The 14,587-nt window shown below is 56.4% G+C and carries 12 protein-coding genes; 7 read left to right on the top strand and 5 right to left on the bottom strand.

Features of this window, described 5'->3' with window-relative positions; genetic code table 11:
• Positions 1-21: 21 nt before the first annotated feature.
• Entirely contained in the window at positions 22-2,778 is a 2,757-nt protein-coding gene (locus BMY55_RS16355; protein WP_091433513.1) for an aminotransferase class I/II-fold pyridoxal phosphate-dependent enzyme, read from the bottom strand.
• A gap of 71 nt (positions 2,779-2,849) precedes the next feature.
• Positions 2,850-3,821 (bottom strand): carbon-nitrogen hydrolase family protein, encoded by a 972-nt coding sequence (locus tag BMY55_RS16350; protein ID WP_091433511.1) that lies wholly within the window; start codon positions 3,819-3,821, stop codon positions 2,850-2,852.
• Between the two features lie 296 nt (positions 3,822-4,117).
• Between BMY55_RS16350 and BMY55_RS16345 the strand changes: the two genes are divergently transcribed.
• The 3 genes from BMY55_RS16345 (at position 4,118) to ggt (ending at position 8,286) form a co-directional block, all read left to right on the top strand.
• Positions 4,118-5,062, top strand: coding sequence for a LysR family transcriptional regulator (locus tag BMY55_RS16345; protein ID WP_091433508.1), 945 nt, complete (start codon positions 4,118-4,120; stop codon positions 5,060-5,062).
• A 125-nt stretch (positions 5,063-5,187) separates the two neighbouring features.
• Positions 5,188-6,009, top strand: coding sequence for a DUF481 domain-containing protein (locus BMY55_RS16340; protein ID WP_091433505.1), 822 nt, complete (start codon positions 5,188-5,190; stop codon positions 6,007-6,009).
• Positions 6,010-6,561: 552 nt separating this feature from the next.
• Positions 6,562-8,286, top strand: a complete 1,725-nt coding sequence (gene ggt, locus BMY55_RS16335) for a gamma-glutamyltransferase (RefSeq protein ID WP_245744804.1) — start codon at positions 6,562-6,564, stop codon at positions 8,284-8,286.
• 138 nt (positions 8,287-8,424) lie between these two features.
• On the opposite strand, the gene BMY55_RS16330 is transcribed toward ggt, so the two are convergent.
• Positions 8,425-9,051: a Crp/Fnr family transcriptional regulator gene (locus BMY55_RS16330; protein ID WP_091433501.1), complete on the bottom strand. Its 627-nt coding sequence runs from the start codon at positions 9,049-9,051 to the stop codon at positions 8,425-8,427.
• Positions 9,052-9,223: 172 nt separating this feature from the next.
• On the bottom strand, positions 9,224-10,435 hold the full coding sequence (locus tag BMY55_RS16325; protein ID WP_407639086.1) for an ROK family transcriptional regulator: 1,212 nt from the start codon (positions 10,433-10,435) through the stop codon (positions 9,224-9,226).
• 182 nt (positions 10,436-10,617) lie between these two features.
• On the opposite strand from BMY55_RS16325, the gene BMY55_RS16320 reads away from it, so the two are divergent.
• The 4 genes from BMY55_RS16320 (at position 10,618) to BMY55_RS16305 (ending at position 14,230) form a co-directional block, all read left to right on the top strand.
• Positions 10,618-11,628 (top strand): sugar ABC transporter substrate-binding protein, encoded by a 1,011-nt coding sequence (locus BMY55_RS16320; protein ID WP_091433495.1) that lies wholly within the window; start codon positions 10,618-10,620, stop codon positions 11,626-11,628.
• Between the two features lie 111 nt (positions 11,629-11,739).
• On the top strand, positions 11,740-12,822 hold the full coding sequence (locus tag BMY55_RS16315) for an ABC transporter permease (protein WP_091433492.1): 1,083 nt from the start codon (positions 11,740-11,742) through the stop codon (positions 12,820-12,822).
• Positions 12,798-13,604: an ATP-binding cassette domain-containing protein gene (locus BMY55_RS16310; RefSeq protein ID WP_091433489.1), complete on the top strand. Its 807-nt coding sequence runs from the start codon at positions 12,798-12,800 to the stop codon at positions 13,602-13,604. Before BMY55_RS16315 ends, BMY55_RS16310 begins: the two co-directional genes overlap by 25 nt.
• Positions 13,601-14,230 (top strand): nucleoside/nucleotide kinase family protein, encoded by a 630-nt coding sequence (locus BMY55_RS16305; protein WP_091433485.1) that lies wholly within the window; start codon positions 13,601-13,603, stop codon positions 14,228-14,230. Before BMY55_RS16310 ends, BMY55_RS16305 begins: the two co-directional genes overlap by 4 nt.
• Positions 14,231-14,272: 42 nt before the next feature.
• Here the strand turns inward: BMY55_RS16305 and BMY55_RS16300 are convergent, their stop codons facing one another.
• Complete coding sequence (locus BMY55_RS16300) at positions 14,273-14,584, bottom strand: ArsR/SmtB family transcription factor (protein ID WP_091433482.1); 312 nt, start codon at positions 14,582-14,584, stop codon at positions 14,273-14,275.
• Positions 14,585-14,587: the final 3 nt, after the last annotated feature.

Below are 14,587 nucleotides of genomic sequence, written 5' to 3'. Positions count from 1 at the left end.
ATCGTTCTCCCTGTTCTTGTATTATTTATTTCGCGCGGCATTCAGTTTCAGTCGGGCCGTATTTGTCTTCATCTGCTGCTTCAGAGCATCCTGGGTAAACACCCGCAGCCCCAGGTCTTCGCGGTATCCGTGGATCTCGCTCACATCCAGCGCGCGCATGAAGGCCAGGATTTCAGCGCTGACGACCTGCCCCGGCACCAGGATCGGAAAGCCTGGGGGGTAGGGAATGATGAACGAGGCCGACACCACATCCTCGCCGCCTTCCTCGGCGGATATCAACGATCCATCAAGCTCCAGATAATCACAGTTCTTTTCATCATAACTTAGAAAAAACGCCGAACGGATATCGCCTTCGGATGTTGTCTGGTCCGTGCGGAAACTGTCGTGGAACCGGCTGAAATCAGGCAGGGGCGGCAAATCATGCATCAGATTGTTGACCCGCTTTTCAAATCCGCGCCGTTCCATGATCGACGCATCATCAAGCAGGTCATCAAGGTCTGAGGCAATTTCGACCAGAACCTCGATCAGATAGGCGACGGATGATCGGGTTGTGCCGATATTGGTCATGAACAAAACCGTGTTGCGCGAGGTCTTGTTGATCTGAATTCCGTATTTATCCATCAGGATCTTTGTCTTGAACGTGTCCCCGTCCCAACCGGTGCCTCCCACGGCAAGGGTGACGCGGGTGGCATCAAGCACGAACTCGTCCTTTTCCCAACAATCCCAGATGTCGGTCCAACCTTGTTCGGAATCATAATAGCTTTGAACGCCACTTTCACGATGTTGTTCGGGGATCATGTCGCCCGCCGTCAAAACCTTGAAGTATTTCTGCAATTTTGGATGGGTCGAAATCGCCCGGCGCATCGACATCGCGGCCTCAACCTGTCGCTGAACAAATTCAAAGCCTTCAAGCTCTACCTGCCGTCTGCCGACATCCAAAGAGGCGATGATCTGGTAATTTGGCGACGTTGACGTATGGGTCATATAGGCTTCGCGGAAGCTGGCCTCGACCTCGCCTTTGAAGTCCTGATCGTTGACATGGATCATCGACCCTTGCCGTAACGAGGTCAGGGTCTTGTGGGTTGAATGGGTTGCATAGACACGAATTCTGGCATCCGGCGGCGGGATGAGGTGCGTGTTCAGGATGGTTTCATCATCGGCTTTCTCAAGCTGCTTTTGCTGTTCAAGATAAGCCCGTTCGTGATCCTTGGTGCGCAGTCGGTCACGCAGGTTGTTTGCGGCATTCATGGCGGTGCGCTGACGATAGGTCGGCCCAAACCGGGCAAAGGCGAACCAGGCCTCATCCCACAGGAAAACAAGGTCGGGTTTGATCGCCAGACATTCTTCCATCACCCGCTCGACGTTGTAAACGATGCCATCGAACGTGCAGTTCGTCAGCAACAGCATCCGCACGCGTTCCAGCTTGCCCTCGGCCTTGAGTTTGAGCAGTTGATGCTTGATCTCACGCAATGGCACCGCGCCATACATCGAATATTCATTCAATGGATAGCTATCGAGATAGACAACCTGCGCCCCGGCCAGAACCATGCCGTAATGGTGCGATTTGTGGCAATCACGATCGACCAGAACAATGTCGCCCGGCCGAACCAGAGCCTGCACAACGATTTTATTGCAGGTTGACGTGCCATTGGTGGCAAAGAATGTCTGCTTAGAGCCAAACGCACGACTTGCCAGTTCCTGCGCCTCTTTGATCGGGCCGTGGGGTTCCAGCAAACTGTCCAGACCGCCCGATGTGGCCGAAGTCTCGGCCATGAAGATGTTGGGGCCGTAAAACGCGCCCATATCCTGAATCCAATGGCTGCGTGAAATGGATTTCCCGCGGCTGATGGGCAGGGCATGGAACACACCGGTGGGTTGCTTTGAATATTCGACCAGTGCGGTGAAAAACGGTGTTTTATACCGCGCCTGAACGCCGCGCAGGATGTTCAGATGAAGCTCAAGAAAATCTTCCTGATTATAGAAAACTCGGCGACAAATTCCCAGATCCAGCCCGGCGATATCTTCGACCGAACGATCCGTGACCAGATAGGCATCAAGTTCAGGGCGGACCTTTGCAACCAACCGGCACAGTTCCGGTCCGTAGCTTTCAGGCTCTAGCGCCTCGATATCCTCGATCCCGCCAGCGCGGTTCAGATAGCGTGTCAGAATGGCCAGTTCGACCTGTGAATCCATCTTCAAACCGGGGCGCACGACGATGGCCTGAATGTTGTGGTTGAACAGCACCCCGATCAACGCATCTTGCAGGCTGGGAACCACCACGATTTCATAGTGAAACGGGTCTTCATCGCGCCGCATTCGCGAAAAGCTGTTTTTTAGCCAGCGTTCCTGATGTTCATTCAGGTCATCGACGACCAGAACCTCGAAATAGGGCTTGGTCAACGCCCGCGCTTCCAAAGACTGGACGACCTCGTCTTCATGTTCGTCGGCGTCCACGCTGTCGCGTTCCAGCGGAACTTGCCTGCGCCGATATGCGCCCGTCGTCAGGGCCCGGGTTATGCGCTGAACCGAAAAGGCAACGTCGTCATATTTCCGATGTTCGAACTGGCGGCGAATGACGTCAAACGCCTGCATGCCAGGGAAAGCCCAATAGGCTTCGATCAAGGACAGCGAGTCAAAAAGCTGTCCAATCTTTCCGATCAACTGCTTTGATTTTTCACCCTCGGCATCCCGCGAAAGGGCAGCGGTGGCGTCGCGCAAGGCGCTCCAGCGGTCAGACCGTAGTTGAAGCGCGGAGTAATAGTCGCTCACTGATTGCATCGAATGTCTCCCCTTCTTAATCGGATGCAGAGCAGACTGAAGCGCAATCGTTAGTCGTCAGGGCGCCTGTCTTAGCTGCTGTAAATCTTTGCAGGATATTGCGGTGGTGTATCCTGCGTCGGTGCAGTGTCTTCGCCCAAGGCAGGTGTCGTTTGGCCGGGAACGTCAACATGCAGCCCGGCGCGCGACCCTTGCGTCGGAATTTCCAAAGGCCCAAGAGTTTTCAGATAGGCGTCGGCACCGCTGTCGCGGTCATAGATGGAAAAGTCGACAGATCGGTCGCGGAAACTTTTCAAAACCTGACCCAGTCCTTTCATTCCGGTTTCGCGTTGTCGGCGAACCTGGTCCAGATCCAATTCAATCGGGAACATGTCCTCTTGTCCAGCGGACTGATGCAGAACCATTGACGACGGGTCGATCACGCAGGACTTGCCAACGCCGCCAGCGCCCAGACCATTGACGTCGATCACATAGCACTGAAATTGGGCGGCGGTGGCACGCGCAATGGCCAGTTCCGCGTCGCGGTCGGTGGTGCCGGTCAGAACCGGGTGCAGCAAGACTTCGACGCCTTGGCTGGTAAGCTGTCGGGTCGTTTCCGGGAACCAGATGTCATAGCAGATCGACAATCCAAACCGGCCAACTTCGGGCACGTCGAACACGCAAAACCCGGTTCCAGCCTCGACGCCAGCTTCGTATGGGCGGAAGGGGAACATCTTGCGATAGGTCGCAACTGTTTCGCCTTGCGGGTTGATGACCGTCGACGTGTTATAGATTTTACCATCTTCGGTTTTTTCAAACATCGACCCGGGTATCAGCCAGATTTTGTGTTTTATCGCGGCGTCTCGAAACCGGTCTATTGCTTCGTTTTGAAGCGGCAAGGCAAATTTGTTCAGTGGTCCGTATGCGGCCAGTTCGCTGAACAATACCATCTGGGTCCAGGGGAAGCGTGCCATGAGAACGTCAAGTCGATGGATCATCCCATCCACGTTTGGTTGCAATGCGTTCACATACATTTGCACGCCGGCAATAGCGAATGGCGTCATTCAGGTCGATCTCCGTTAAAACATCAGCTTCAGGTCAGACTACTCTGCTTTTGAAGGGAAGAACAGTGGAGTGTCCTGGCCGGGACATCTGGGTTGAGAATAGGTCGGAATGTCCGGATTTGAACAAGCACCAACAGCTCGCAAACCATGCGGTTTCGAAACGCCCTTCGGAATATTCCCCAAGGAAAGAAATGGCGGGCATTCGCCATCTGAATCGGGCATCAAGAGATACAGACAGAATGACGAATACTGGCTACACTCATGGCTGATCGCAGTATTTCTTATGGATGTCTCGCATGGATATCACTCTCATTCGTACCTTTCTGGAGGTTGCCGCAAGCGGTTCTTTCGTGAATGCCAGCGAACGCCTTCTGGTGACACAATCAGCTGTCAGTTTGCGCGTGGCCCGGTTGGAAGAAAGTTTGGGAAAGCAGCTTTTCTTGCGCTCCAAAGCGGGTGCTGAACTTACGCCCGCCGGGCGCGAGTTCGAACGCTACGCTTTGTCACTTGTCAAGATTTGGGAAGAAGCGCGCCAGCAGATTGGGGTGCCCGAGGGCTATAGCAAGTCGCTTAGCATCGGTGCCCAATATTCGTTATGGCCGCGACTGGGGTTTCGTTGGATTGACCGTATGCAGGACGCCATGCCGACCCTCAATATTCGTGCGGAACTTGGCATGCCTGACCGCATCATGCGGTTTCTTGTCGAAGGGATCGTCCAGATTGGCCTGATGTACAGCCCACAACTGCGCCCAGGACTGACCGCGCGCAAGATATATGACGAAGAGCTTGTCCTTGCAGCGTCGTGGGAGGCCGGTCTTGACGACATAGCGGATCGTTATGTGTTTGTGGACTGGGGCCCCGAATTTGTCCACGCCCACGCGCTTGAATTGCCGCAACTGACCAACCCCGGAATGACACTGTCGCTTGGTGCCTTGGCGGCGGATTATGTCCGGATGCGCAAGGCGGCAGCCTATCTGCCAGCGCGCTATATCAAACGCTATCTCGACCGGGGCGAATTGCATCTGGTGCCGGACGCGCCGATCTTTCCGTTTCCTGTCTGGTCGGTCTGGCGCGACGACCTTGAAGACGGCATTCGGGCTGTCGCTGAAAACGCACTTGTTGCAATCCGGTCACAGATTGACGCCGATCAAGACGCTGTTATCGCCGAACTGGCTCAGATCAACGAGAGCGAAAGCGTCGAAGTCCTTGGAAAGAAAGAGGACCTTCCTATCTATAAGTAGATATCGTTTTATACCTGATTATTTTGAATTGTTCTTATGTCAAGTGGCGATCTATCTGCTCTCCCAGCAGGAATGCTCCCGCCCTTTCAGGTCGGGTCATACTTTTTTGGGGAAAGGATAGACCCATGAAAAAACGTAATGTGCTGGCCGCATCGGCCCTGGCGCTTCTCGTGGCTGCCCCTGTATTTGCGCAGGGCGCTTTGGTTGGCGTTGACACCCTTGATGATCGTATCGACGACATTCAGGAAGATGTCACAGATGATCTGAACAACGCAGATAAACGCGACCGTCTGAGCAACCAATACGCACAAGGTTGGACCGGTAGCGTCGCGCTTGGCTTTACGGCGACGGCAGGCAACACTGACACTGCCGACCTGGATCTTGCTGGTCGTTTCCGCTATGGCAACGGCCCTTGGAACCAAACTTTTGGCTTTGCGGCTGAGTTCGCTGAAGACAATGGCGTGCGCAACAAGGAAGAAATCTACGCAACCTATGACGTGAACCGTTACTTCAACGAACAGTTCTATCTGTTTGGTCTGGGTTCGGTCCGTTATGACAATTTCGACGCCAACAAGATCGACGCGTTCCTTGGCTTTGGCCCTGGCTACCGTGTGATCAACGAACCCAACATGAGCTGGCGCGTCCAAGCCGGCCCCGGCGCGCGTTATGTCGAAAACCAAGCGGGCGTAGGCTCGACCGAAGTCGCTGGAATCCTGTCGTCACGTTTCTATACGGACATTACGGAAACCGTCTCTCTGTCGATGGACACGGATGTGCTTTTCTCTGACGCAGACACCACGATTTACAACGATCTGGGTGTGAACTTCAAAGTCACCGATCGTATTTCGACACGTGTGTCTTACCGCACGGATTGGAACAGCGACCCGCAGCCCGGCTTTAGCAATGCCGACAACTCGTTGGGTGTGTCGCTGGTGTATGGCTTCTGAGCCAGCCTGAATTCCCTCAAGACCTGGGGCGGAGCAATCCGCCCTTTTTTTTGGCCAACTGAATAACAATCGGGCAACACACCGGGATGACTTGAAGGGCCAGACACGAAACAAGGCAGCCTTTGCGCGAAGATTGGTCTTTGGCCCTGTCACACAAGTTGCCTCGGGCAATTCGTTGTGCCGGACCGACGAGTTTGCAACCTGAAGTGTCGGCATAGCGGTTCCGGCAAGGTCCTGGCGGCGCTGTGTTGATGGTCGTGCCACGGGCTGCCATCCGCAATATGCTTAGAGACGCCGGGGCCACACGGCTTATGGCGCTCAGCCCGCTTTTCAGTTCGCTGATCAGCGGCGTCTCACGACCCAGCGCCTCGCTGCATCGTCAACCAACAGAGCCGGGACAAGGGGCGATCTCTCGAATGTAGAATTACCCAAGGTCATAAATCTACTGTAAGTTGCGCGAAAATCCGCGTGCCGCCACCACCCCGCTTGACCAGCCGGTCGTGGTGCCAGACGCTTCCCTTGCTTTCTTGAACATTTTTTGGGGGATATACCGTGAAACATTTATGTATCGGTGCGCTCTGCGCATCGTTGATCACTGTCCAAACATCTTACGCACAACAAGCTGCCATTTTCTCGGGCGACGATCGCGTGCATCCGGTCTATGCCGAAAACGGCATGGTCGCGGCGCAGGAAGCGGTGGCGGCGCAGGTTGGTCTGGATATTCTTGAAGCGGGCGGCAACGCGATTGACGCGGGCATTGCCGTTGCGTTCGCACTGGCCGTTACACTGCCACGCGCGGGCAATCTTGGTGGCGGTGGCTTCATGTTGGTGCATGACGCCGAAGCCAATGAAACGCGTGCGATTGATTATCGCGAAATGGCCCCGTCAGGCGCAGAACGGGACATGTTTCTGGATGCGGATGGCAATGCCGACAGCAACCTGTCACGCTTCACCGGCCTGGCCTCGGGTGTGCCGGGCACCGTTGCGGGTATGAAGATGGCGTTGGATGAATATGGATCCATGTCGTGGGAAGAGGTTGTCCAACCGGCCATTGCGCTGGCCCGCGACGGCATTGCGGTCACGCCGGGATTGGCCGACAGCCTGAAAGGTCTGGATGAGCGACTTAGGAAATGGCCGTCCTCGGAAAAGATTTTCTATAAGGAAGATGGCAGCTTCTATGAACCGGGCGATCTTCTGGTTCAGGCCGATCTGGCCAACACCCTGCAAAAGATCGCCGATGAAGGCACTGACGGGTTTTACAAAGGCAGCGTGGCCGAACAGATTTCCACATCCGTGCAAGCGGCAGGCGGGCGGATCACCGTCGAAGACATGGCGGCCTATATGCCCGTTCTGCGCGAACCTGTGACCGGCGAGTATCGTGGGTACAAGATCGTTTCGATGCCCCCACCCAGTTCGGGCGGTGCGCATATCGTGCAGATCCTGAACATCCTGGAAGACTATCCCATCGGGTTCCTTGGTCACAACTCGGCCGACACGATCCACCTGATGTCCGAGGCGATGAAACGCGCCTATGCCGACCGTTCCGAATATCTTGGCGACAGCGATTTCGTTGACGTCCCGCTGGATCAGATCACGTCGAAAGACTATGCGGCGGATATCAGAAAACAGATCAGCCTGAACGTGGCGACCCCGTCGGAAACGATCAAACCGGGTGATCTTGCGCCATATGAAAGCAACGAGACCACCCATTTCTCGATCGTGGATCAGTGGGGCAACGCGGTGTCGAACACCTACACGATCAACTTCTCATACGGCACTGGCATGGTGGCCGATGGCACAGGTGTTCTGATGAACAACGAGATGGATGACTTTTCAGCCAAATCTGGCGTTGCAAATGCCTATGGTCTGATTGGTGGCGACGCGAACGCAGTGGAACCCGGCAAGCGTCCGCTGTCGTCAATGTCGCCCACCATTGTCATGAAAGACGATGATGTGTTCCTGGTGACGGGAAGCCCCGGTGGCTCGCGCATCATCACCACCACGTTGCAGATCATCATGAACGTCATCGACCACGGCATGAACATCGCCGAAGCATCGGTTGCCCCGCGTATCCACCACCAATGGCTGCCTGATGAAATCAGGATCGAGGACGGCATCAGCAAAGACACGATCCGCATACTGGAACAACGCGGCCATTCGGTCAGCGAGCAATCAGTCATGGGGTCCACCCAGTCCATCATGGTTGACGCGGACTCCGGGCTTTTGTTTGGGGCATCCGATCCACGTCGGGTGGATGCGGCAACCTTGGGCCACTGATCGGACGGACAATTTTCCGAAATAAAGCCTGTGGCCCTCAAGAATCTGGGGGCCGCATTGTTCCTGCATAGGCAAAACCGACAGCAATTTCGATACCAGATTGCGCGCGCCCAGGAACGGTCGGGCAAGACGAGGTTTTCAGGACGTGCCCGATGCACTGTTCACATTAGCCATCAGGCGACGGGTCATCGTTCGCATGATCGCCAACCCAAAACTCGGGTCTTCGAACTGCAATCGCATGAACTGCTTTTCATTGATGCCATAAACCTCGGCATCCTCGGTGCAGCGGGCGGTCGCGGTGCGCGTGGCGGCATCGGCGAAGAATGCAATCTCGCCAAAGACATCGCCGGGTGCCAAGTCGATGCCGAAGTCTTCGATCTTGATCCGACCTTTTGCCAGGTAATAAAGCTGGTCCACCAGATCACCGCGTTCAAAGACCGCCGAGCCTGCATCAAACCGCGACCGCTTTCCATAAGTTTTGATGACTGAAAAATCGGCCTGTTTGGCGCCGGATGCCGTGCTTACCTTTCTGCGCAGAGACAGCACCTGCCAGAACCGGTAAAGGTTTATGGGAAGCAAGATAAGCTCCATCGCCAGAAGCGGCCACAGGTGCAGGATGAAGGCATACGTGGCAAAACAAAGCGATGACGTGATTGCAAGAAACCGAAGCGGCAGCATGGTGCTGACCGAATAGGAGGCAATCGTGATCAAAGAGGCCAGCCAGCCAATTCCTTCGATCCAGTTAAGATTTGCGATCTGGTCCATGGATGTCCTCGTCGGGCAGGGGGCTGCTGCCACGAAGCGTAGCATCAATACGTTTGAGTAAGCACGGCAAATCCAGATCGGACAAGCCGTCACACTCAGACAGGATTGCTTCTGGGTTGCCACATCTCAGACGCCCACCAAACGATCAGCGCCCTGTTTTGTCAGCGTGACCTCAAATACCTGACAACCCTGCATTGGTGTTCAGCAGAAACTGTGAAAAGATCGGGCTGCTGGCGGCCCCGATGGCACGGGCGTTGTGGCCGATGCTGCCCGCTTCGATCCGCGGCTCGATCAAACCTCGTTTGTCCTGATTGACCAGATACCGACGCGTTCGTTCGACCAGTTTCATCCGCACGTCCGTCGGGAACGCACCGTCGATCAGCACCGCCTCGAAATCAATGACCGAACAGATTGACAGGGACGCTTTGGCCAGTTCCTGTGCGGTTTGACCGATCCATGGGTCGACATGGCGGGACAGGTTGCTCCAACCCTGTGGTTGTTGCCAGATGATCGACGGATCGACCCCGGTTTCAACCAGTCGTGATTCAAGAAGGTGGATCGAGGCAACATCTATCAGTTGTTGCGCCTCGCCCAACGGTCCCGTGCTGCGCATCGAGCCAAGCGCCCCGGCATTGCCTTGGTTTCCTTCGAAGACAGTGCCGTTCAGGACCACACCGCCACCGATGAAAGACCCGATGAAGAAATAAGCGTAATCGCGAAAGACGGTGTTCTGGCCATATAGCCGTTCGGCATGACAAGCGGCTGTGGAATCGTTCACAACCGCGACGGGCAGATCGCTGAACTTGGCGACTTCGGCGGCGAAACTGATGTCTTTCCATGACCGAAAGCTTTCAGCGGCGATGCCGACCAGATCGTGCCATTTCCAAAGCTCGAATGGCGTTCCTATCCCGATCCCGCACACCCGGTCGCGCAACGCAACGGGCAGTTGGCCCAGCAGTGTCTCCAGCCCTTGTTTGAGAAACCCGAACACCGCATCGGGCATTGGATAATCATAGGTCGAACGCAACTGTCCGCGCACCGTGCCAGAAAAATCAAGCAACAACAGATCGGCGCTTCTGCGCCCGATTTTCAAGCCGATGGACAATACGCCGTCGGGTTCCAGTTCCATCGGGATCGAGGGTTTGCCGATCTTTCCCCGCACCGGATCGCCCCGCCGTACCAGCCCATCGTTTTCGAGGTTTCGCAGGATGGTCGACACGGTTGGTTTGGACAGTCCGGTCCTGCGTGCCAGTTCGGCGGCGGGCACGGCACGGTGGCGTTGCAGAATGGACAGGATCAGGCGTTCGTTATGGTCGCGGATACCACTTTGGTTCACGCCTGCGCTTCGCATTCTGATGCCATCTTCGCTCATGACGCGGACCATAGTTGCCTCCCGTATGGAATAAAAGATAAACCCAATCCATTAGTAAGTAAAGTTAACAAACTAATTGACACGAGCAGGGGAATCGGGCTTTTTAGGGTCAGACCTGCTGTTCAACCTATGCAGGCTTGGATGGGGGAGGAGCCTTGTCCAAATCCAGAAACTGTTTCTTGTGGGAGGAAAACATGAAAACCCTAATGACCACTTCGACTTTGGCGATGACCCTTATGGCTGGTGCAGCCTATGCGGAAACCAATGCCTGTCTGATCACCAAGACCGACACCAACCCGTTCTTCGTAAAAATGAAAGAAGGGGCATCGGCAGCGGCTGAAGCGAATGGCATCAGCCTGTCGACCTATGCGGGAAAATACGACGGCGATGTGGAAACTCAGGTTGCCGCGGTTGAGACCTGCATCGCTTCAGGTGCCAAGGGTATTCTGATAACGCCGACCGACAGCCGCGCGCTGGTTCCGGTGATCACTCAGGCGCGTGAAGCCGGTGCGCTTGTGATCGCGTTGGACACCCAGTTTGAGCCCGCCGACGCGGCAGACGCGACCTTCGCCACCGACAATTTCAAGGCCGGTGTTCTGATCGGCCAGTGGGCCAAGGCGAAGATGGGCGACGATGCTGCCAACGCGAAAATCGCGCTGCTGGACCTGAACGCATCCGAAGTTTCGGTGGATTACCAGCGTGACAACGGGTTCCTGCAAGGCTTCGGCATCGACATCAAGGACCCGACCGACATTGGCGACGAAGACGATCCGCGCATTGTTGGCAACGACGTGACGGATGGTTCCCCCGATGGCGGTCGCACCGCGATGGAAAACCTGTTGCAGATCGACCCGGACATCAACCTTGTCTATACGATCAACGAACCCGCTGCGGCCGGAGCCTACGAGGCGCTCAAGTCGTTCGGCAAGGACGAAGGTGTTACGATCGTGTCCGTCGATGGCGGTTGCCCCGGCGTGCAGGACGTGGCCGATGGCGTGATCGGCGCGACCGCGATGCAGTTTCCGCTGCTGATGGCCTCGAAGGGGATCGAAGCGATCAAGACCTTCGCGGAAACCGGCGAGAAGCCGCAGAACAGCGAAGGGCTGGACTTCTTCAACACCGGTGTCGAGCTGATCACCGACCAACCCGTCGAAGGCGTTCCGTCGATCACGTCTGCTGAAGGTCTGGAGAAGTGCTGGGGCTAACCCCAACCAATCTTCCGGGCGGGGCGTCATTACGCCCCGCTCTCCCATTCGCCTTGTCAATTTTGACGGAATCTGATGCCGCAGTTACGCTGACCGGTAAGGGAGAGAGTCATGTCTGATCCGACAACACCGGCCAAAAAAGGCCAGGACTTTGAACACGCTTTGGACCAGAGCGATGCAAGTGTCGCCGCGTTCAATGTCAAACATCATACGGTGCTGGAACGGATTCAGCACCTGCTTCACAACAACCCCACGCTGGTTCCCGTGATCGTGCTGGTGCTGAGCCTGATTGCTTTCGGTCTGATCGCCGGGGGCAAGTTCTTCTCGGCCTTCAACCTCAGCCTGATCCTGCAACAGGTGTCGATCATCGGCATTCTGGCCGCCGCCCAGTCGTTGATCATCATCACGGCGGGCATTGATCTGTCGGTCGCGGCCATCATGGTTCTGATGTCAGTTGTTATGGGCAACCTTGCTGTATTTTCGGGCGTGCCCACTCTGATCGCGATTGTGATCGGCCTGATGGGTGGCGTTGGCGCGGGGGCGTTGAACGGCTGGTTCATCACCCGGATCAAGCTGCCGCCGTTCATCACGACCCTTGGCACCTGGTCGATCTTTTATGCGCTGCTGTTGTGGCTGTCCGGGGCGCAGTCCATTCGCGGACAGGATATCGACGCCGAAGCCCCGTTTCTGAAATTCTTTGGCGAATCCTTCAGCATCGGCGGTGCCCGGATCACGCTCAGCGCGCTTTTGATGATCGTCGTCTTCATCGTGCTGTGGTATATGCTGAACAAGACCGCATGGGGTCGTCATGTCTATGCCATCGGTGACGACAAGGAAGCGGCCGATCTGTCCGGCATCCGCACCGACCGCACGCTGTTGTCGGTCTATGGCGTGGCCGGGTTCATCTGTGCACTGGCGGGCTGGGCGTCGATTGGGCGTGTCGGGTCAATTTCGCCGCAGTCGTTTTACGAAGGCAATCTGGATTCCATCACCGCCGTTGTCATCGGGGGCATTTCGCTGTTCGGTGGGCGCGGGTCGATCATGGGGGCGCTGTTCGGCGCGTTGATCGTCGGCGTCTTCCGGTCGGGTTTGCGCCTGTCAGGCGTGGATGTGTTGTGGCAGGTCTTTGCCATCGGCTGGCTTATCATCATTGCGGTCGCAATTGACCAATGGATCAGAAGGGTATCGGCATAATGGAAAACGCAACTCCTGTCGTTCAGGCCCGCGGTGTCGTGAAGCGCTATGGCCACGTGACCGCGATTGACCACTCGGATTTCGAACTGCGCGCGGGCGAGGTTCTTGCCGTCATCGGTGACAACGGTGCGGGAAAGTCGTCGATCGTCAAGGCGATCTGCGGGGCGACCATGCCGGACGAAGGCGAGATCCTGATCGAAGGCAAGCCGGTCAGGTTCAATTCGCCCATCGAGGCACGGGATATGGGGATCGAGATCGTGTATCAGAACCTCGCCCTGTCCCCCGCGCTGTCGATTGCCGACAACATGTTCACCGGTCGCGAGATTCGCAAGGAAGGCTGGATGGGGAAATATCTGCGCATGCTGGACCAACCAGCGATGGAGAAATTTGCCCGTGACAAGCTGACCGAGCTTGGGCTGATGACAGTCCAGTCGATCAAACAACCGGTCGAGACCTTGTCAGGGGGTCAGCGTCAGGGCGTCGCCGTCGCACGCGCTGCCGCCTTCGCCACCAAGTTCATCATCATGGATGAACCGACGGCAGCGTTGGGCGTCAAGGAAAGCCGCAAGGTGCTGGAGCTGATCCAGGACGTGCGCGCCCGTGGTATTCCGATCATCCTGATCAGCCACAACATGCCCCACGTGTTCGAGGTCGCAGACCGCATTCACATTCACCGGCTGGGCAAGCGGCTTTGCACCATCGACCCGAAAGATTATACCATGTCCGACGCCGTCGCGTTCATGACGGGCGCGAAGGAACCACCGGCCGAGGATGCTGCGTGAATGATGTAAATGACCTTGCAAAGGCGCTGCTGGATCGCATTCTGGCAGCGCCTCGTGCCGGACGGCGCAGGCTTGTTGCCCTTGCCGGGCCGCCTGCCTCTGGCAAGACGACCCTGTCCAGCGTTCTGGCCGAACTGATGGTGGGGGCAGGGTGCAACGCATTGGTCGTTCCAATGGATGGCTTTCACCTTGATAATCGTGTCTTGACCGCACGCGGGCTGCTGGCCCGAAAGGGCGCGCCCGAGACATTTGATGTCGAAGGCCTGCGGCGACTCGTCGGCGCCCTTCCCAACGCAGACATCGTATATTTTCCGATCTTCGATCGTGATCGTGATATCGCCATTGCAGGGGCGGGCGTGGTGCCCGAGACCTGCGACACCATCATCATCGAGGGCAATTATCTGCTGTTTGACGCGCCGGGGTGGCGTGACCTGAACGACTGGTGGGACATATCTGTCCGGCTGGACGTGCCGCCAGAGGTGCTGGAGCAGCGCCTTGTGGATCGGTGGCTGGCACATGGGCTTACGCTGGATCAGGCGCGCGCCCGCACGGCGGACAATGATCTGCGAAACGCGGAACGCGTCGCCGCTGCATCCCTGAAAGCCGACATTACTATTACAGTTTGACTATGGTCTTGACCGTTCGGCGTGGGTGGGCAAACCAGCCGATCAATCGCAGAAGCTGGCTTTCAGATGTCCCAGCACGTCAAGGCAGCGCGGGTCCGAGATCGTGTAATAGATCTGCAATCCCTCTTTTTCGCCTTTCACCAAACCTTCGGACCGCATCTTTGCAAGATGCTGCGAGATTGCCGATTGCGAGAGGTCGGCGACCGTGCACAGTTCGGACACGGTTGCGCGACCTGCGGCCAGGCGACACAGGATCATAAGCCGACGCGTATTGGCCAATTGCTTCAACAAGGTCGCGACCTCATTTGCACGGGCCAGAAGATCGGCCATCGGGTCTGTGCTGGCAGGCGTCATCTT

This window comes from Aliiroseovarius sediminilitoris, from assembly GCF_900109955.1.
Lineage (GTDB): Bacteria > Pseudomonadota > Alphaproteobacteria > Rhodobacterales > Rhodobacteraceae > Aliiroseovarius > Aliiroseovarius sediminilitoris.
Note: the sequence above shows the minus strand (reverse complement) of the source record. Positions and strands in the feature narration are given on the sequence as shown.